General features: G+C 55.5%; 11 protein-coding genes. 5 read left to right on the forward strand and 6 right to left on the reverse strand.

Annotated elements, in window-relative coordinates; all coding sequences use genetic code 11:
- Positions 1-6: 6 nt before the first annotated feature.
- Positions 7-3,570, reverse strand: a complete 3,564-nt coding sequence (gene smc, locus ACZ5CE_RS12355; protein WP_464575212.1) for a chromosome segregation protein SMC — start codon at positions 3,568-3,570, stop codon at positions 7-9.
- A 98-nt stretch (positions 3,571-3,668) separates the two neighbouring features.
- Here smc and queF point away from each other — a divergent pair, with 98 nt between their 5' ends.
- On the forward strand, positions 3,669-4,085 hold the full coding sequence (queF, locus tag ACZ5CE_RS12360) for a preQ(1) synthase (RefSeq protein ID WP_464575213.1): 417 nt from the start codon (positions 3,669-3,671) through the stop codon (positions 4,083-4,085).
- A gap of 236 nt (positions 4,086-4,321) precedes the next feature.
- Here queF and ACZ5CE_RS12365 read toward each other — a convergent pair whose 3' ends face one another.
- Positions 4,322-5,314 (reverse strand): PEP-CTERM sorting domain-containing protein, encoded by a 993-nt coding sequence (locus tag ACZ5CE_RS12365; protein ID WP_464575214.1) that lies wholly within the window; start codon positions 5,312-5,314, stop codon positions 4,322-4,324.
- Positions 5,315-5,744: 430 nt separating this feature from the next.
- Positions 5,745-6,077 (reverse strand): DMT family transporter, encoded by a 333-nt coding sequence (locus tag ACZ5CE_RS12370; protein ID WP_464575215.1) that lies wholly within the window; start codon positions 6,075-6,077, stop codon positions 5,745-5,747.
- A 351-nt stretch (positions 6,078-6,428) separates the two neighbouring features.
- On the opposite strand from ACZ5CE_RS12370, the gene recJ reads away from it, so the two are divergent.
- The 3 genes from recJ to ACZ5CE_RS12385 all read left to right on the forward strand — a co-directional run bounded on the left by recJ (position 6,429) and on the right by ACZ5CE_RS12385 (position 13,637).
- Positions 6,429-8,210, forward strand: a complete 1,782-nt coding sequence (gene recJ / locus ACZ5CE_RS12375; protein ID WP_464575216.1) for a single-stranded-DNA-specific exonuclease RecJ — start codon at positions 6,429-6,431, stop codon at positions 8,208-8,210.
- Between the two features lie 160 nt (positions 8,211-8,370).
- Positions 8,371-11,841 carry a transcription-repair coupling factor gene (mfd, locus tag ACZ5CE_RS12380; protein WP_464575217.1) on the forward strand — a complete coding sequence of 1,157 codons (3,471 nt, stop codon included), beginning with the start codon at positions 8,371-8,373 and terminating at the stop codon, positions 11,839-11,841.
- 146 nt (positions 11,842-11,987) lie between these two features.
- Entirely contained in the window at positions 11,988-13,637 is a 1,650-nt protein-coding gene (locus tag ACZ5CE_RS12385; RefSeq protein ID WP_464575218.1) for a sensor domain-containing diguanylate cyclase, read from the forward strand.
- 10 nt (positions 13,638-13,647) lie between these two features.
- On the opposite strand, the gene ACZ5CE_RS12390 is transcribed toward ACZ5CE_RS12385, so the two are convergent.
- Both ACZ5CE_RS12390 and purT read right to left on the reverse strand, forming a co-directional pair.
- Positions 13,648-14,547: an SH3 domain-containing protein gene (locus ACZ5CE_RS12390; protein ID WP_464575219.1), complete on the reverse strand. Its 900-nt coding sequence runs from the start codon at positions 14,545-14,547 to the stop codon at positions 13,648-13,650.
- Between the two features lie 77 nt (positions 14,548-14,624).
- The gene (gene purT, locus ACZ5CE_RS12395; RefSeq protein WP_464575220.1) at positions 14,625-15,893 is read right to left on the reverse strand and encodes a formate-dependent phosphoribosylglycinamide formyltransferase; all 1,269 of its coding nucleotides are present in this window, start codon (positions 15,891-15,893) and stop codon (positions 14,625-14,627) included.
- A gap of 369 nt (positions 15,894-16,262) precedes the next feature.
- Here purT and serB point away from each other — a divergent pair, with 369 nt between their 5' ends.
- A complete protein-coding gene (gene serB, locus ACZ5CE_RS12400) occupies positions 16,263-17,093 on the forward strand; it encodes a phosphoserine phosphatase SerB (RefSeq protein ID WP_464575221.1) in 831 nt (276 codons plus the stop codon).
- A 114-nt stretch (positions 17,094-17,207) separates the two neighbouring features.
- Here serB and ACZ5CE_RS12405 read toward each other — a convergent pair whose 3' ends face one another.
- Complete coding sequence (locus ACZ5CE_RS12405) at positions 17,208-19,865, reverse strand: TonB-dependent receptor (RefSeq protein WP_464575222.1); 2,658 nt, start codon at positions 19,863-19,865, stop codon at positions 17,208-17,210.
- Positions 19,866-19,877: the final 12 nt, after the last annotated feature.

Here is a 19,877-nt window from a genome sequence, read left to right on the forward strand (position 1 = left end):
AGTTGATCAGAATTCCAGGGCCACATGCGGTTTGATTGCTTCCTCGATTTCCACCGCAACCACTCTTGAGACACCTTTTTCCTGCATGGTTATCCCTACCAGTTGCTGCGCCATTTCCATGGTGATCTTATTATGCGTGATGAACACGAATTGGGTGTAGCGCGACATTTTTCGAACGAGGTTACAAAAACGCTCGGTATTGCTGTCATCCAGGGGCGCATCGACCTCATCCAGCAGGCAAAAAGGCGCCGGATTGAGCCGGAATAGCGAGAACACGAGCGCAAGCGCGGTAAGCGCCTTCTCGCCTCCCGAGAGCAGATGAATGGAACTGTTCTTTTTGCCCGGCGGCTGCGCCACTATTTGCACGCCTGAATCGAGAATTTCCTCGCCATTCAAAACCAGCTTCGCCTCGCCGCCGCCGAATATCGTGGGAAATAATTCGCCCAGATGATCGTTTACCTGGTGAACCGTCGCCAGGAGACGCTCCCTGGTTTCGGAATCTATTCTCCGGATTGCGCTTTTCAGCGTTTCCGATGCCTCATTCAAATCCTGTACCTGCGAATCCAGATAGCTCTTGCGTGTCTGGCAAGCTTGTAACTGCTCCAGCGCACCCAGGTTGACGGCACCCAGACCTGCTATTTCAAGGTTGAGCCGGTTGATCTCAGCCTGGAGAGCGGAAGGGCGCGTCTTTCCCAGGGCCGGCAGCAATTCCTCCTCATTGGCTCCCGATTCCCTTAACTGTTCGCCAAATTGATTTTCGGTAATTCGTGCTTCCTGCTGCTTGAGGCGCACGCTGTTGATGGCCTCGCGCAAGGGATGACATTTTTGCTCCGAAGCCATGCGCTCCTGCTCGATTTCACGCAATTCATTTCCCAGGGTTTCCTGGGCATTGCGCAACTCTCCGAGCCGTCCCTCCCGCTGCTCGCGATGCGCCAGCCATTCCTTCAACATCTCATTCAACCGGGTATCGTCAAAGACCTCCTGTTCGGTTTGCAGCCGCTCCAGATGGACCTGGAGCGCCACCCGATTCTCGTCGATGCCGCGAGCGGTATTTTCCAGTTCGGCGATATTATTCTGGCAAGTCTTTTCGTGGAACACCGCCTCCTGCATTTCCTTCCTTGAACTCTCGACAAGTTGACGCTGTTCTTGAAGGAACTGTTCCGCAGCCTCGGCTTCGCATGTATCTTTTCGCAGTTGCTCCCGCAGCCGCTGGATTTGATGCCGATGTTCCACCAGTTTTGTTTCGCTGTGGCCTTTACGCAAAACCTCTGTCTCTGCCTGTTGCCCGATTTCCGCCAACTCGGCATCGATCTGCCTGCGGCGCTGGCCAGTGCGTTCGTTCAACTGGGTGAGCTTCAATATCTGCATCTGGACGTCATGCTGCAAAGGCAGAAGCGCGTCCACATCGTGGCGCAGCCGTGATATGAGCGATTCCAGTTCCCGGCAACCTTCTTCCGCAGCCTCCAGGGAGGATTTTTCGTTTATCAGACGATCTCCAAGTGGACGCATCTCAGTCTCGGCCTGGGTTATTTCGCGCTGCCGCGCCAGCACGCCGTGCAACTGCGAATCAGGCGCGTAATAGGTAAGACTATGCCGCGTGACAATGTGTCCATGCCGCGTTACCAGCATTTCTCCCAAGGCAAGCGAGGCTCGTTGCGCCAACGCTTCCGGGATATCATCAGCCATGAAAACGCCGTTCAGCCATTCGTGCAGCACCGGTTTTATTGCGTGACTGTTGCAGGCCACGTAGTGCCGCAATGACATCTTTTCCCCTGCCTTTACTTCCCCCGCTTCTCCTGCTTCTCCGTCATGCGCTCTTTCCGCCGCAAGGCTTGCCGCAGAACCCAGCGACTCGAAAAGCGCCCACTTGCCAGGAGGCGGGTCGGTCAACCAGCGACCTGCCGCCTCCAACTGATCAAGTTGCGTGCCGTTCAGCCGCTCGCGCAACACCGCCTCCAGCGCATCTTCCCATCCGTCGGCGATCTGCAGACTCTGCCATAAGCGCGGCAAGCCATGCAATTGGTGCCTGCCAAGCCAGTCACTGAGCCCCTCGCTGCCTTCCAGGCGGGACTGCAAGCGCTGCAATGCATTTACCCGAGCCTCTGCCTGAACGATACGCTGCTCTGTTGCTTGCACGTCGCGGACATGCTCATACCGGACTTCTTCGGCATCCCGCAACCGGTTCTCCGTATGCGCAAGTATCCGGCGTTTCTGCTCCAGGTCAACCGCGGCGCCTTCCGCTTGCCCCTGCAGGCGCGCCAACGCCTCGGTTTCAGGCTGCGCCAGCGCTTCTCGCTCGCGCAGCAGGCGCGTGCGCCGCACCTCCAGATACCGAAAGTTTTTTTCGGCATGATCGCGATGACTTTCTTCCAGCTTCCCGGCCTGTTCGACGAGCAACAGATCATGCTGGGTTTCAATTACCCTGCCATGATGCAAACGGGCCGCGGCATCCGCCACGGGCAGTTTCTCATTTTCCATCGCGGCCTTTCGGGCGCAGGTTTCGCGCATCTCGCTTGCGAGCCGAAGTTCCGCGGTCTTCCGGTGCAAGCCGTCGATCGTATCGGCCGCCTGTTTTTCGTGCTGCTCAAGCCGGGTTTTTGCTTCGCCAATTTGCTGTACCACGCGTTCCCGATTATCACGCAGATGCCGTATTTGCTGCTCCACCTGAGCTACCTGCGCATTTGCAGCGTAAAGATCCCCTTGTGCCTGATGCACGGTATCGCTGGCGGCATAGTGCCGGGCGCGCTTCTCTTCGAGATGTTTTTCAGTTCGGCGAAGAGTTGCAATTTCAAGCTCCAGACTTGCCTGGACCGACTGGAGCTCTTCCTCTGCAAGAATGCGGCGCGCAACGGCCTCCTGTTTACGCGCACACCATAAAAGGTTTTGCGCGGTCCGCAATTTCATCTTCGCCTCATTGAACTGGTGCGCCACCCTGGCCTGTTCATCCAGATGTGACAGCTGCTTTTCAAGTTCCCGGCAAATATCGTTCAGCCGCAACAAATTCTCCCGCGTGTCCGCCAGGCGCAACTCGGTTTCGCGACGCCGCTCGCGGTATTTGGAAACACCCGCGGCTTCCTCCAGGAATAGGCGCAGATCTTCCGGCTTTGCCTCTATGATACGCGCAATCATTCCCTGCTCTATTATGGCGTAGCCACGCCCGCCTATGCCCGTACCCAGAAAAATATCGGCTACATCCCGGCGACGCACGTGAATATTATTGATGTGGTAAGTGGATTCGCCATCCCTCCGCAATATCCGCTTGATTGAAATTTCCGCATAGTTCGACCACTGGCCTGCCGCCTTGCCCAAACTATTGTCGAAAACCAGCTCCACGCTGGCGCGTCCCACGGATGCCCGATTGGCGGATCCGTTGAAAATCACATCCTGCATCGATTCACCCCGCAGCGCAGCCGCGCGGGATTCACCCAGAACCCAGCGCACCGCGTCAATAACGTTGGATTTCCCACAGCCGTTGGGGCCGACCACCCCTACCAGAGTACCTGGAAGGGAAATTTCGGTGGGATCCACGAACGACTTGAAACCGGCCAGTTTGATGTGAGAGAGGCGCAATTTAAGGTCTGCAGCAAGTATAATCGGCGGCTTGTGGCACTTTTTCTGAAGAACGCCTTCGAGCAATCCATTCTAACCGATTTGACAGAGATAAGAGAATGCCCAGTAAGTCTTCGAAAAAGCTGGAAACTTTCCCCAATCCGGCAACCCGTGACTTCCATATCCACATGGAAATTCCGGAATTTACCTGCCTGTGCCCGAAAACCGGACAGCCGGATTTTGCAACTCTCATCCTGGACTACATTCCGGATAAAAAATGCGTCGAGCTTAAAAGCCTCAAGCTCTACATATGGTCTTACCGCGATGAAGGCACTTTTCACGAAGCGGTGACGAATCGCATTGCCGATGACCTGGTCAGCGCAGTGAAACCAAGATATTTGCGTCTTACGGCGAGATTTTATGTACGAGGAGGCATTTTCACCACGGTCGTGGTGGATTATCGCAAACCGGGATGGGAGCCGTCGCCTGCGGTAGAACTGGCAAGATTTGACAGTCAGCATTCGACGCGCGAATGAATCCGCCGATGCTGGCAGACGGATGGCATGGAAATGGCCATTCCCGGCTTTTATCCATTGCCCGAGGCCTTGCATCGCTGCTCTGGATTCATGCTCAAGCAAAATCCCGGTCCTGCTGCTATTCCGCGCGCTCCCGAATCGATCCCTGTCATAAAAAAAGCATGTGAGCTGTTGCCCCGGTTTCGGGGATGACAATCAAACGCGGGCAATTTCCCCATTTTTTTCGGAAGCGTCCTTCAGCACGCCCACCTTCTTTGGCTTCGCGTGCAATACATGCAGATGAAGCCGAGCAGCAGAAGGATTCCTGTTCCTGGCTCTGGCACCGGCTGGACCTCCCTGCCGCCTCCGCCGATTTCTCCATCTCCCGTGCCCATGCCGGGAGTGGCGCCTGTATCAGGAGCACTGCCGCTTCCGCTCCCCCTCCCCTTATCGCCATCGCCACCGCCAGAAGAAGTATTTGGAGTGATCCCGCCGCTGGCGCCGCCCGGGGCGCCTCCGCCGGGACTATTGGCGGTATAGGCGGGAACAGGATTATTTCTCAAATTGGAATTGGCGTTATTGCTATTCACAATAGCGTCAAGGCGATTTCTGCCGGCGTTACTGCTGATGTTCGCCAGACCGCCTTCTCCGAAGCAATCATTATCGTGCAACTCCGATTTTCCTCCAAAGTAGCGCTGGCGTTGCATGCACTCTTTCCGCTGGCCCGGCCTGGCAATGGTCTGGCCATCAGAAAGGGGAGCCGCATCATGGCCGGACATGTGCTGGTTTTCTACCATCGCGCGCCAATCCACGATATCGATGCCCAATGTCGCGAAAAACTCTGCCATGGCCATGTCATCGTAATCAAATCCAAAACCGGAAATGACGATATCATCATGAGGCCCGGAGATTGCCGAGGCAATGAATTTTTCCATGCTCCCGTCCTGCACCGAGAATCCGAAAGGGAGATGAAATTCGGGAAGAAAATCGAATGGTCCGTGATATTTACCCAGCAGCGCACTAATGCCGAGGCTTTCTGAATTCCACGGCAGCGTGCGAGCAAACGGCTGCATCTCATCGGAACCCGGTCTGCTTTTATTGGCGCCAACCATACTGATGGATCCCGCGCCATGATCCTCGGCCTCCTCCGAATGTGCCAGTCCCATCAGTATGGGAATAGCATAGCCATTCTCCGAAAGCAGAAATGCGGACAACAACCCCAATCGCAAAATGAAGTTTTTTACGTCCATGCCAAGATAATCCAAGATAATCCAAGACAATCCAAGACAATCCAAGACAGTCCGAGATATTTCTTCTAAATCTCCGCTTGCTACCGTGCTTGTAGCCTTCAGGCAAGCCATTCCTCAATGGGCGCATCTTAACAATTCTGGCAATAGGGACAATTGGACCTTGGTACATCCCGCTCTCCGTCCGGTATAACGATTGCCGGCTTTGGAGGGCACGCTTGTCCATGCTATTCCCGATTTGCAGTGACGTGGATCCAGCCCGGCGGCCTTGACTCATTGCTTGTGCGTCAACCCGGCAGGCAATAGAACTGCAGGATGGAATGACGAGAAAGGGCCTGGTGATGGACGAGCCAGACAGGAGCAGGAGAAGCTGGAAAAGGACAAGCGATCGTTACTAAAAAATTACCGCCGCCGCATATGTCCAATTTATACGTTACTCAGCTGTCGTCTTGGAAAATACGTTCAGGATGATCACCCCGGCAACAATCAGCGCTAATCCGAGGATGGCCGGGGCGTCCAGGGTTTGTCCCAGTACCAGCCATGCCACGAGGGTAATAAGCACGATGCCCGCGCCGGACCAGACCGCGTAGGCAATGCCCACCGGGATGGTATGCAAAGCCAGGGACAGAAAGTAAAACGCAGCCCCATATCCCGCTATTACGACCAGCGATGGCCATAGTTGCGTAAAACCATTGCTGGATTTCAAGACCGAGGTGGCGATCACCTCGCTTACTATGGCAATCGTCAGGAAAAACCACTGGTTCATATCGGACCCAAAAAAATAAAACCCGAGCGGCACATCCGATGACATCAAGAATATTTTGTGCGCGCTTTGGCTGATCGATTACTGGTTGCGTCAATGCATCTCCGGAGTCGCGCCAGCACGGGTTGGGCAACCTCCTGATTCCGTGCTATGCCGAACGACCACCGCAACAAAAATATTTTGCTGCAAGAATGCACGCAGGGCAAGCAGCGCAAATACTGGAAATAGATGGCGTGCGCGGCGGGCGGATTACGAATGATAAAGGAGGCTGTCACTCATTATTGAGATAGCAGGAATTATTTCAGTATCTGCGGAAGGTATACTGGGCATAACTTCGGTTCTCCTATTCGACTCATGCCCGATACTATCGGCCGATCTTACCCAATACGAGCATTTGATACGCTCGTCAAACATGGCGTGCATCCGGTGCTTGCCCGGATTTATGCCGCTCGCGGCATAGAAGAACCGGAGCAGCTGGATGTAAGCTGGCGCCGCCTGATTCCGTTTGATCGCCTGAAGAATGCTTCTGCCATGGCCGCGCTCCTCGCCGATGCCATTTTTGCGGAAAAACGCTTGTTGATCGTGGCGGATTACGATGCCGACGGCGCCACCGCCTGTGCGGTCGGTATTCGCGCATTGAAGAAATTTGGAGCCGTGGTGGATTATCTTGTACCCAACCGTTTTGAATTCGGGTATGGCCTTACCCCCGAGATCGTGCGCCTCGCTGCTGCTGGCGCACGCCCTCCGGACATCATTATCACGGTGGACAACGGCATTGCCAGCGTTGAAGGCGTAGCTGAGGCCAGCAGGCTCGGCATCAAGGTATTGATTACTGATCATCACCTGCCGGGGGAAGAACTGCCAGGCGCCGCAGCGATCGTGAATCCCAACCAGCCCGGCTGTATTTTCCCGAGCAAGCATCTCGCGGGAGTGGGCGTCATGTTTTACATGATGCTGGCGCTAAGAGCCGAACTGCGTGCCAGGAACGTATTTTCCTCTTCCCGGATCGAGCCCAACCTTGGCAGCCTGCTCGATCTGGTCGCGCTCGGCACCATCGCTGATGTGGTAAAGCTCGATGACAATAACCGCATTCTCGTGCACCAGGGATTGGAGCGCATCCGCCGGGGCCGCGCCTGCGCAGGGATCAGCGCACTGCTGCGGGTCACTCAACGAAATTGCCGGAAAATATCGACCTATGACCTGGCTTTCGTTCTGGGTCCACGATTGAACGCGGCGGGACGCCTTGATGACATGGCGCTGGGGATCGAGTGCCTCATCACGGACGATGAAACCCGGGCCACACAAATTGCCCTTCAACTCGACGCGCTCAACCGCCAGCGTCGGGAGATCGAAGCAGACATGCGGGAAACGGCGGTCTCCATGGTCGACACTCTCTTTTCCTCGCGTGAACCGCAACCTTCCGGCCCCTTGAGCAGATATAGCCTCAGCCTGTTTGATCCCGGATGGCATCAAGGCGTCATAGGCATCCTCGCATCGCGCCTCAAGGAAAAATTCCACCGTCCGGTTATCGCATTCGCTCCGGGCAGCAATGACGAGATAAAGGGCTCGGGGCGATCCATCAAAGGCTTCCACCTGCGCGATGCGCTGGACCTCGTATCCAAGCGGCATTCCGGCCTGTTGCTGAAATTTGGCGGGCACGCCGCCGCGGCCGGACTCACGATACGGAGCTGCGATTTCGAAAAGTTTCGCGATGCTTTCGAACAAGCTGCTCAAGTATTGCTCAAGCCCTCCGATCTCATATCCATCATCGAAACCGACGGTGATCTCGACGAATCGGAAATAAGCCTGGAGCTTGCCCGGCATCTCGCAGTCCAGCCGTGGGGACAAGGTTTTGCGCAACCCGCCTTCAATACCCGCTTCCTTGTAGCAAATCAGCGGATCGTCGGCGACAAGCATCTAAAGCTAAAGCTGAAAAGGCGCGGTTCCGGGCCGGCGGCACTCGAAGCAGGACCCGAACCAGCGGGGGAAGGCCGTATATATGACGGCATGTTATTCTTTCATACTGGTCCCCTGCCGGATGTCATCGATGCGGTCTATCGGGTGCAGATAAACGAATTCAACGGCGACGACAATCTTCAATTCATTCTGGAACATTGGAAACAATGTGAGGCTTGAAGTCGGGCTCTTCCCCTCGGCGGCTTGATCGGTACCTGCAACTTCATCTTCCTCATCCACAACCCGCAACAGACCCCGGGAACGGCTCGGACAACTGGCATATAATGTCCGTCTTTTTCTGAATGATGCGGTTTATTGCCTCCATCAGTAACAACCTCAGATGCCTTCCTCACCAGCCATTCCCTCGCAAGGCTCGATAGCCCGGTACCCCCTTTTTGATGGATCCGGAGATGCCCTGGCTCTTGCGCGGCTGGCGCAGCGGACAAAACCCCTTGCCATCATTGCGGCCAGCGCCCTTGCTGCGCAGAGACTGCTGGAGGAAATCCCATTTTTTGCGCCAGAGCTGAAGACGAGCCTGCTGCCGGATTGGGAAACGCTGCCTTACGACACTTTCTCGCCACACCAGGATCTCATTTCAGAACGGCTGGCCACGCTTTACCAGCTCATGAGCAGAACCTGCGATGTGCTGATCGTGCCCGTGACCACGGCGCTCTATCGCATGCCGCCTCCGAAATATCTCGCGGCGAATACGTTTTTTCTTGAACGCGGGCAGGTAATCGACCTGAATGCGCTGCGAGCCCAAATGATGCTGGGAGGCTACACCCACGTGACCCAGGTGATATCACCCGGGGAATACAGCCTGCGCGGCGGGCTGCTCGACCTGTTCCCGATGGGAAGCGCGCTGCCTTACCGGATCGATTTGCTGGATAATGAAATAGAAACGATTCGAACTTTCGATGTGGATACGCAAAGGAGCGTGTATCCCGTCACGCAGATACAAATGCTGCCGGCGCGTGAATTCCCCCTGGATGAAGAAGGGCGCACGCGCTTTCGTGGCAAGTTTCGCGAAAAATTCGAGGGCGACCCCTCAAAAAAGCGCATTTACAAGGATGTGAGCAAAGGGATCGCGCCGCCCGGTATCGAGTATTATCTGCCGCTGTTTTTCGAGCATACCGCAACCCTTTTTGACTATTTGCCGCAAACGACGCTTCTGTGTCTTCATCATGAGCTCCAGCCGACGATCGAAAATTTCTGGCGCGACACCCAGTCGCGCTATCAGTTGCTGCGCGGAGACAACGAACATCCGCTTTTGCCTCCCGCCGATTTATTCATCTCTGCGGATGCTTTCTTTGGGGCGCTAAAACCTTATCCCCGTGTCGAGATTCCGTCCGATGGCGCAAGCACCCTGCAGGACGGCGAAAAATGGACCGAGCAACTCCCATCCCTTCGGATAGACCGACGAGCTGAGCATCCCGCTGGAAATCTTGCCGCATTCGTTTCCCAATTTGCGGGCGCATCCAGCCTGCCGGAAGGCCGCATACTGCTGCTGGCGGAAAGCCTGGGCCGCCGGGAACTGGTGGCCGACCACCTGAACCAATTCGGCCTGCATCCGGATAGCTGCAACGATTATGCGCAGTTCCTGGCTGGCACGCAGCCGTTCATGCTGGGGGTTGGCCCGCTGCATTCGGGTTTCATACTTGCGGGCGAGGGAATGGCGTTCGTCACGGAGAACGAGCTCTACGCCCGCCACCTGCATGGACGCCGCGAGCGGGATTCACGCAAAGCCACTGCCGCAAGCGATGCCATGCTTCGCGACCTCTCCGAGATCAAATCGGGAGATCCGGTGGTGCACGAGCAACATGGCATCGGTCGCTACCTGGGATTGGTGAGCATGGATATGGGAGAAGGCATGACTGAATTCCTGTCGCTCGAGTATGCGGGGGGAGATAAGCTTTATGTGCCGGTCTCGCAATTGCACCTTATTGGAAGATATAGCGGCGCGGCGCCGGAAACCGCACCGCTGCACAAACTGGGAAGCGGCCAATGGGACAAGGCAAAGCGCAAGGCAATGCTGCAGGTGCGCGATACTGCCGCCGAATTGCTGAATCTTTATGCCCAGCGCAGCGCGAGGCTAGGCCACGCCTTCAAGCTCAAGGAATCTGATTACGAGGCCTTCGTTGACGGTTTTGGCTTTGAGGAAACGCCGGATCAGGCGGCCGCCATCGGTGCGGTCATCGAAGATCTGACCGCCGGCAAGCCCATGGATAGGCTGATATGCGGGGACGTGGGCTTCGGAAAGACCGAAGTGGCGTTACGGGCTGCTTTCATTGCGGTTTCGGATGGCAAACAAGTGGCGGTGCTGGTGCCAACCACCTTGCTGGCCGAGCAGCACTTCCAGAACTTTTCCGATCGCTTCAGCCTTATCGCGGATGAGTGGCCGGTCAGGATCGCGGAACTTTCGCGTTTTCGCTCCCCCAGGGAGCAAACCCAGGCGCTGGCGGGATTGGCCACAGGGCAGATAGACATCGTTATCGGTACCCATAAGCTCATGCAAAAAGGTGTAAAATTCAAGAACCTGGGCCTGATCATCATCGACGAGGAGCACCGCTTTGGCGTGCGCCACAAGGAACAGCTGAAAAACCTTCGTTCCGAAGTGGATGTATTGACCCTTACCGCCACGCCCATTCCCCGAACCCTGGCTATGTCACTGGAAGGTCTGCGTGATTTTTCCGTGATTGCAACTGCTCCTCAGAGGCGCCTCGCCATCAAGACATTTGTCACCCGCTTTTCGGAGGGGATCATCCGCGAAGCAGGTTTACGCGAGCTGAAACGCGGTGGGCAAATATATTTCCTGCATAACGAAGTAAGCACTATCGGAGAAATGCAGGAAAAGCTCACCCGGCTGCTGCCGGAGGCGCGGGTATGCATTGCGCATGGACAGATGCGCGAACGCGAGCTGGAGCACGTGATGAAAGATTTTTATCAGCAAAGGTTCAACCTGCTGCTTTGCACCACGATAATCGAAACCGGCATCGATGTTCCCACTGCGAATACCATCATTATCAATCGCGCGGACAAGTTCGGCCTAGCCCAACTGCATCAGTTGCGAGGAAGAGTTGGCCGTTCGCATCATCAGGCATACGCTTATCTGCTGATCCCCGACGGGGAAGCGCTCGGGGCCCAGGCGAGAAAACGCCTCGAAGCCATCCAGGCAATGGAGGAATTGGGCGCCGGCTTTTTCCTCGCCATGCACGACCTGGAAATTCGGGGTGCGGGAGAGGTATTGGGAGAATCGCAAAGCGGCGAAATGCATGAAATCGGCTTTAATCTCTACGCGTCGATGCTCGATGCAGCCGTTTCGTCTCTGAAAGAAGGCAAGGAACCCGACATGCAGCACCCGTTGGGAATTACCACGGAGATAAATTTGCATGTGCCTGCTCTCTTGCCGGATGATTACTGCGAGGACATACATGAGCGACTGGTACTATACAAGCGGATGGCGAATTGCGGGAGTGATGATCAACTGGACGACATGCAAGAGGAGTTGATCGATCGCTTCGGCTTATTGCCCGAGGCTGCCAGGTCGCTGCTGGATTGCCATAGGCTGCGCATCGCCGCAAGGCCGCTTGGAATCACGCGCATTGAAGCCGGCGCTGATGCTATTCAGGTCCATTTTGTTCCCGACCCGCCGGTGGATCCCTTAAGGATCATCGCGCTCATCCAGCGCAACCGCGAATATGAATTCTCCGGACCTGATCGCCTGAAGGTTCGCGCAAGGATGTCAAACGTGGCGGAAAAAGTAAAAAAAATAAAGAATTTGATCGCCGAGCTAAGCGGCAAAACTGTCTGATACGAAAAAATGAGAATGTGCGCGGCATCTCAATCACATTCCCCAATGGTAGCGCCTATATCCCCCTATTCAAGAGCCATGGCTTGTTACGTCGGCAATCGGTACCGCCTGATTGCCAGCATGGCCCTTCCCGGAAATCGATCCCGATGACACTGCTAAACAGTATTAAAAGCAAAATCGTCGTGTTTTCCATTCTTGCAACGCTGATACCATCGCTGGGACTGGGATTGCTCTCATTCCGGCAAAACGAGGCGCTGATCTCGGAAACTGTCACAAGGGAGCTGCGTACTCTTGTGAGTGATGCCGATCATGAGATCGAACTCTGGCTCGACAGGCGCATGCATGAAGTACGCGTATCCTCCACATCAAACGCGGTAATGGACGGACTATCCGCGATAGCGCGGCCTGCCGCAAAACCGCGAGCAGGCTCGGGTGCCGGAAGCATCCAGGCTTTACCCCACTATTTGCGTTCCGTCAAGGAAAAACTCGACACTCTCCAGGAGCTTACGGTGGTCAATCCTGAAGGGCGGATCGTCGCCAGCAGCACGCAGGCGCCCGTTGCGGTGAAGCTCCCTCAGGAATGGTCCCAGGATGCGCTCACGGATGGTCTCGTGGTTGTGCCGCCGCACTGGGATGAGCAGTACGGTGCCGCAACCCTCGCTGTCGCGATTCCGGTTTTGTCCTACGACAATCTGGTGCTGGGCGCCCTGGTCGCGGTGCTCGACTTGAGCACGCTGCAACCCCATCTAAAAAGCGCAACGAAATCCCCGCCGGGGAATGTGCTCCTGCTCGACGCCGATGGCAAGGTCCTTACCAGCAGTTACGAGGACGGCAAACAGCTGGCTTCCCTGGAAAGCTCCGTATTCAGCCAGCTAAAAGCGCATCCCGGAGAATCCCTGTTTTTCAAAGGGATGACCAAAAGGGAAGTTATCGGGCTGGCTGATACGTCATCGGAATTACCCATTACCATCCTTGCGGAGCGCGATCGCGGGGAGGTCTACGATGCCTGGGTAAAATGGCGCAATATGTTTCTCGCACTGGTAAGCGGATTGGCAATAGTGGTTGCCGCAGTAGCTTTTCAGATGGGACGCTCCATAGTGCGCCCGCTTCAAAAGCTTATGGCGGCGGCCGATCGGATTGCGGACGGGGATCTCGAGATACGGCTAACAGCGACGCGAAACGATGAACTAGGGCATCTCACCCGGGTATTCAACGAGATGGCAGGCAGGCTGCGCCAGAATCATGCGGAAATCATGGCGGCAAACCAGGCGATGCAGCAACAGAATCGCGTGCTGGAAACCCTTTCGATCACCGACAGCCTCACCGGCCTATACAACCGCAGCAAGCTGGATGCGATCCTCAGCGATCAGCTCGCGCGCTTCAGACGCACGCAGCGGGAATTTACGCTGCTCATGATGGATATCGATCATTTCAAAACACTCAATGATACTTACGGCCACCTGACAGGAGATGAGGTTCTTGCCGCTGTAGCGCAAATACTTTCCCAGTCGATCCGCAGCATCGATTACGCTGCGCGTTACGGAGGCGACGAGTTCATCATTATCCTGGTTGAAACATCGGCTGCGCAGGCATTGAAGACCGCTGAACGCATCTGCAACCAGGTGGAAGGCATGGTTTACAACATCGATGGCTCGTCAATAGCGGTAACGGTGAGCATTGGCATCGTCCAGTGCCAGCCCGAGGACGAGACGCCAACCGCGGTTCTCGCCCGTGCAGATATGGCTCTTTACGAAGCGAAGCGCGCCGGCCGCAACCGCGCCCATTACGGACTATAGGAAACCTCCTTTACGGTTTTCCGACAACCGCCTCGACCAATGTGTTCAGCACCCAGCCTGACCGCCCATCTGCAGTTTGCACCAGCAGCCAATCGCCTCGATAAGCTTCTGACGTAATCAAGGAACCTTTTTGCAGCATACTCGCCACCATTCCCGCCGGGCCAGGCTTGTGCCTGAGGTTTGCATTGGCAATAGCACGCATGGGGATGGGAACTTGCAGCGACACCGTCACCTGGCGCGGATCGGAAGCTTTTCGCAACCGGCTATGCTTTACCATCTCGATAACCTCTCCAGCTTGTGCCGCCTGATCCATCGCCGCGCCATAGTTATCCTCGGAATAGGAGGTAGCGGCTGCATCCAGCAAGCGCTTTGCCTGCACACTCAGGCCTTGTTCAGTGGCAGAAAGAGGTGTTGATTTCAAGTTCTCCAGCGCTATTTCCACTTCCGCAATGGTTGATGCCGCGGCTGGACGCGTAGCCAGCCGGCGAAGCCGTACCTGTGCATAGGCCGCCTGGTTGGTGGTTTCCTGCAAGGTTTTGGCCTGATCCTGCTGACGGGCCTGTTGCGTCCTGATCTGTGCTTCCTTCTCTGCCAGCAGCTTCTGCAGCCGCTCGATTTCATTCTGCTGCACTTCTCTTTCCGCCAGCAATTTCTGCAGGCGTCCAATTTCCTGCTGCTCATCGACGCACAAGGCGGGGAGGATGGCCGGCGCCGGTACTCCAGCCGGGACGGGCTTCATGATGCTGCTGCACCCCATGACGTTTAGGCACACCACGATTGCCACTATCCAGCCCGGCATCCGGCTGGCGCAAACCACGCGTGCACTCGTACTGTATGAATCACGCCGCTGTATCAACAATCTTCCCACCTCGATCCCATGATCCTGATATCCACAGCAGGCACATGCCATCCTGCGGCTCCCGTTTCACCATTCGGCTATATGGTACAACCACGATGGCTCCATTCTGAAAAACAGCGGCGGCGTAACTATACCAGTCCACCCAGCTCAGGCTCATGTTTTCCGGGTGTTTCATTTTCAAGCAGCGCTTCCTTGATCGGCACCACGCGGCTTGCAGCAAGCCTGGCACGCGCTCTCGCCTGGGTAGTATCGGCGCCGTTGGCCAGCGCGACGCCCATGCGGCGCCGGACAAATGATTCAGGCTTGCCGAAGAGACGCAAATCACTTTGAGGAACACGCAATGCATCATCCACTCCACGAAATGCAATCGCCCGATCCTCCAGTGTTCCGTAGATAACCGTGCTTGCCCCCGGCGCACGCAAACCCGTGTCTACCGAAAGTCCCAGGATGGCGCGGGCGTGCAGCTCAAACTGGCTCTGGACCTGGCTGCACATCGTTACCATCCCGGTGTCATGAGGACGCGGGCTGACTTCGCTGAACCATACATCGTCCCCCTTGATAAACAGTTCCACGCCAAAAACACCCCGTCCTCCCAGGTCCGCGGTAACCTTTTCGGCCATATGGCGCGCGCGTTCCAATGCCAATGGCGGCATTGACTGAGGCTGCCAGCTTTCCACATAATCGCCGTTAACCTGGATATGGCCGATGGGTTCGCAGAAGCAGGTTTCCACCTGGCCGGCCGGATTGGCCGCCCGTACCGTAAGCTGGGTAATTTCGTAATCAAAAGGAATGAATCCTTCAACAATGACTCGTCCCTGGTCCACCCGACTGCCTCTTCCGGCATAGTGCCAGGCCGCCTCCAGCGCTCCCGGATTATCGACCTTCGATTGCCCCTTGCCGGAAGACGACATGACCGGCTTGACCAGACAAGGGTAGCCGATACCCTTCTCCACGGCCTGCCGTAATTCCTCCAGACTGCTGGCAAAAGCGTAAGGCGAGGTGAGCAAACCCAGGGTTTCGGCTGCGAGGCGGCGGATTCCCTCGCGATTCATTGTCAGATGCGCGGCTCGCGCGGTCGGTATGACCCGCGCCAGCCCTGCCCGCTCGACTTCAATCAGGGTACCGGTATTGATAGCCTCGATTTCCGGCACGATGATGTGAGGCCGTTCCCGCATTATCAGACCACGCAACGCCTCGCCATCCGCCATATCGATGACATGGGCGCGGTGGGCGACCTGATGACCCGGCGCATCCGGATACCGGTCCACCGCGATGGTTTCGACGCCGAAACGCTGCAGGGCAATGATGACCTCCTTGCCGAGCTCGCCGCTGCCCAGCAGCATTACCCGGATAGCGGTGTGACTGAGCGGCGTGCCGAATATATATTGTTCAGCCATGGGATGAATTCCTCGTCAATGATTCTTTTAAAGGATACGCCAGAAATTCCTAATCCTACCGCGACGACCTCCTGTATGGCTACCGCTATCCCTGGCTTGGCGTTTTCGGAGCTAATGATGGCAGGAAACCAGTGATGCTGACTGCATGGCATCCGCTGGCGATTGGCAGCGATTGCTGGCAAAATACACGCGTCTATCGCTCCGCCATTTTTTGCCGGCAAGCCAGTGCCAAAGTTCCTGGCACCGAATATATCATTGCCCCTCCTGCCGGCAGGACACGCAATCCTCGAAGGGCAACCAACATCCGGCAAGCCTGCTCATAGCGAGCAGCGCCAGGAAGCATTTTTAACAACAATTTATTTATCCATTATGAATCTCATTATTCAAGGCCCCGATATTGCGAATTACGATTTAAGGGAACTGGCAAAACTCGCTGGCGCGGACCAGATCGAGCGCATTACCCGCGAGGCATTTCGGCTGAAAAATGCAAAGCAGCGCGAGCATATCGCGGAATATTGCGCCGAGGCCGAACTTGACTTTGCTTTTGTCGGGGAAGCTGTACGGCTCGCGGATTTCGGGCTGGTAGCAATGGATATGGATTCCACCCTGCTTGCAATCGAATCGATAGACGAAATAGCGGATATGCAAGGCATCAAGCCGCAAGTGGCGGAGATCACCCAGCGGACCATGCGCGGCGAGATAGTTTTCGCCGAAAGCCTGCGGCAGCGCACCGCCCTGCTTGCGGGACTGGATCAGCACGCTCTGCACGAGGTTTACGAAAGCCGGGTCCGGCTGAGCCCCGGGGCGGAAAAAATGCTGCGTGGAATGAAATCCGCCGGACTCAAGACGATGGTCATCTCCGGCGGATTCACATTTTTTACCGACAGGATCAAAACAGATCTTCACTTTGACTACACGGCCGCCAATACCCTGGAGATCGTCGATGGCAAACTGACAGGAAAAGTACTAGGGGAAATAATAGGGGCGGGCGGCAAGGCCGTGGCACTGGAACAAGTCCGGAACGAGCTTGGATTGAAACGGGAGCAGGTCATCGCCATAGGAGATGGCGCGAATGATCTCAGGATGATGGAGGCGGCTGGGGTCAGCATCGCTTATCACGCCAAGCCCATCGTCCAGGAAAAGGCGACTTACGCACTCAATCACGTCGGCCTGGATGGGGTGCTGAACCTGTTCGCGTAACTGGCACAGCCATCATTCAATTTTATCGATCCTGCATACGCCGGCCAGGTTTGGAAAATTAGGCTATCAGGAGGAGAAGCGCATCGGGATACGCGCTCATTCGGTATGCCATGCTCAATAGCTGAAGGCGGCCTCGACCAGATAAGTGCGTTGCGGATAAGGATGGAATACGAAAGCCTGATCGTTATTGATATTGGTAATGCCGAATGAAACCCGGCTCTTCAGGCCATTCTGCAGCTTGAATCGGTAACTGGTCTTGAAGTCCATGAAGAAGAAGTCGCTTTGCGCGCCAAAAACGTTGTTCACATGGTCCCGGTTATCCAGATCGTTGAACGAATCGCTGGTGTAACGCCCGGAGAACGATATATCCCATGCTTCGGTAGCATTGTAGGTGGCAAAGAAGTTGGCGCGCCAGTGGGGCAGGCGGATGCGCTGCTTTCCAGTCAGATTAAAACCAGCTGGTTTCCCAGTTGGATCGGTAAAGTTAACAAAGGGACCTTTGTCGACCTTGGCATTCATCCAGGTGCCATTGAACATGAAATCGAATTTCGATCCGAAGATTCGGCGCTGATCGAATATCAGTTCCACGCCGGTGGTGCTCGTCTGATCGATATTTTGAAACGAATTCTGTATCACACCGTTTAAAACTGTTTGGACTTGCTGAATAGCGTCCTTGATATCGTCACGGAAAGCATTCACGCGAATGTAGCCGCGCGGTAATCCATATTCGACCATGAAATTATGGTGCACCCCATTTTCTGGCTTGAGCTGCGAATTCGCATTTGTGATACTCTGTGGTGTATTAAGCGATTGAAATAACTCGGCTATCACCGGAAAGCGATGAGCTCGTCCGAATGAATAGCGAATCTTCATGGGACCAGGCTCATAGCCCAGGGAAACCTTGGGGGAAAGCGCCGATATATTGCGATCCGGCACCGCAGTGCTTTGAGGATTATTGGAAGAGCCGCTGCCAACAATGCCATTCGTAGCCGACCACCACTCCTGGCGCGCTCCCACGGTCACGTCCCAGCCCTGCAAGAAACGATAAGCCGATTGGGCAAAAACCGCGTGAGTCGAAGTTTGGCCATCGTTATTCCGATTCGCCTGCAGTGCCCCACGAGTGAGTGTTGCATAATCCGTAAGCGAGTACTGACGGAAACTCAAGTTATACAGATCAAAGTGATACCCGCCGAGCAGAGATATTTTTTCATTTCCGAATAACGCAGGAGTGCTCAGCTTGAGATCATAGTTGAACCAGCTGAATTTCTTGAAATCCTGGAGCTGTCCGACTCCCGTATTTCCAGGATCGTTTCTGTTAAAAAAAGCAGTCGCACGAATGTCTTTCAGGACGTCGAAATTACTGATAGTCGAATCGATGTTCCAGTTTGGAGTCAGCGCACCACGCAGTTGCAGGCCGAGATTCAGCGTTTCGCGTTTATCCGAACTTGCGCCAAAAAGGTTACGTGTAACGTCAAATGATGAGCCATCGAAAGCGGCATTTGGCAACTGCCCGGGACCCCAGAATGGCTGCCCTGCGCCGTCCTGCAAGTAGTTACGTGGATGATTCTGATTGCGCGTCCGATCCTCGTAAGCCACCGTGAAAATCGCCTGGAGATCGGAGGTAATATCGTAGCCCAGTTTGCCCTTAAACAAGTGGGTATTCACTTTTTCCGGTCCGGTATCTCCATAAATAAGACTGGGCGTACCTCTTGCATCCGGCGTTCGTATGCCTCCGGTCACAGCTGTCGTACCGCTGCCAGGGATTCCCAATCCTGTATTATCGATGAAATAGCTCATGGGATGACTCTGCGCTTCAAGGCGGTTGTATGACAGGAATACTGTCAGTGCGTCCTTGAAGCGGTTGCCATAGGATACGAATTGCCGGTCGCCAATGAATGTTCCCTTATCCGGCCCGTAGAGATTGTAGGGCTGAATGAAGAGGCTGCTTTCCATATAAAATTCCTGCTTGCGCGGCATGCGGGTTTTGATGTTGACAACCCCGCCAATGGAATTGCCGCTATATTCCGCCGAGAAAGGGCCATATACGACATCGACCGCATCGATTTCGTTGGGACCGACCAGCGACCAGCGCGGCGCGCCGTTGAATGACGCTTGCAAAAAATTATGCAGCGGCAACCCATCGGCGTAGACCATGTTGCGCGCAGTCGAAAACATATCCGCGCCGCGAATGCCGAGAACCCCGTTGGGATCACCGACATAACGCTGGCGGATCTGCAGACTGGGCTGGTACTTGAGCACTTCCTCCGTGGTCTGCGCGTTCTGGCGCTCGATCTGGGTGCGCGTGACGCGCGTGGAAGGGGAAGTATAATGGGAATCGCGCTCCACCTCCCCGGTTACGACCATTTCCTTGAATATCGTTTCTTTCTGAATCACTGGAGGCGCAACCGCGCCTTTTTCCTTGTCTTTATCTCCCGCTGCGTCCTTTTCGGCTCCCTCAGCATTAACCTCCTTATCAGCAGGAAGGCGCACGGGAGCGGGCGAAGCGGGCGCCGCCTGCTTCAACTCGGCCACGTTTCGCGAAACGATGGTAGCCGGAATCTCGTGAATTACCGAATTGCTGCTGCCAGCAGTTGGTTTGGCGCTCCTGGAAGCAAGATCTGAGGCGCCATTGGCGCTGGGAAATGCCGGGGGCGAAACGTTCGGGTTCCCTTCCGTCTCCGGAACGCTGGATTGCTCCATACTTTCCGCGTTGCATGGTGGAACAAGAAATGTGCACAGCAAACCCGCCAAGGCGAGGGAAATGGATTTCATATTGTTCTAATG

The sequence above is a fragment of the Nitrosospira sp. TNL200 genome (genome assembly GCF_055386305.1).

Excerpts from the sequence above, each read along its gene's own strand:
- queF (WP_464575213.1), top strand. The coding sequence starts at position 3,669 with ATGCCCAGTAAGTCTTCGAAAAAGCTGGAAACTTTCCCCAATCCGGCA.
- ACZ5CE_RS12365 (WP_464575214.1), bottom strand. The coding sequence starts at position 5,314 with ATGGACGTAAAAAACTTCATTTTGCGATTGGGGTTGTTGTCCGCATTT.
- ACZ5CE_RS12370 (WP_464575215.1), bottom strand. The coding sequence starts at position 6,077 with ATGAACCAGTGGTTTTTCCTGACGATTGCCATAGTAAGCGAGGTGATC.
- recJ (WP_464575216.1), top strand. The coding sequence starts at position 6,429 with ATGCCCGATACTATCGGCCGATCTTACCCAATACGAGCATTTGATACG.
- mfd (WP_464575217.1), top strand. The coding sequence starts at position 8,371 with ATGCCTTCCTCACCAGCCATTCCCTCGCAAGGCTCGATAGCCCGGTAC.
- ACZ5CE_RS12385 (WP_464575218.1), top strand. The coding sequence starts at position 11,988 with ATGACACTGCTAAACAGTATTAAAAGCAAAATCGTCGTGTTTTCCATT.
- ACZ5CE_RS12390 (WP_464575219.1), bottom strand. The coding sequence starts at position 14,547 with ATGGCATGTGCCTGCTGTGGATATCAGGATCATGGGATCGAGGTGGGA.
- purT (WP_464575220.1), bottom strand. The coding sequence starts at position 15,893 with ATGGCTGAACAATATATATTCGGCACGCCGCTCAGTCACACCGCTATC.
- serB (WP_464575221.1), top strand. The coding sequence starts at position 16,263 with ATGAATCTCATTATTCAAGGCCCCGATATTGCGAATTACGATTTAAGG.
- ACZ5CE_RS12405 (WP_464575222.1), bottom strand. The coding sequence starts at position 19,865 with ATGAAATCCATTTCCCTCGCCTTGGCGGGTTTGCTGTGCACATTTCTT.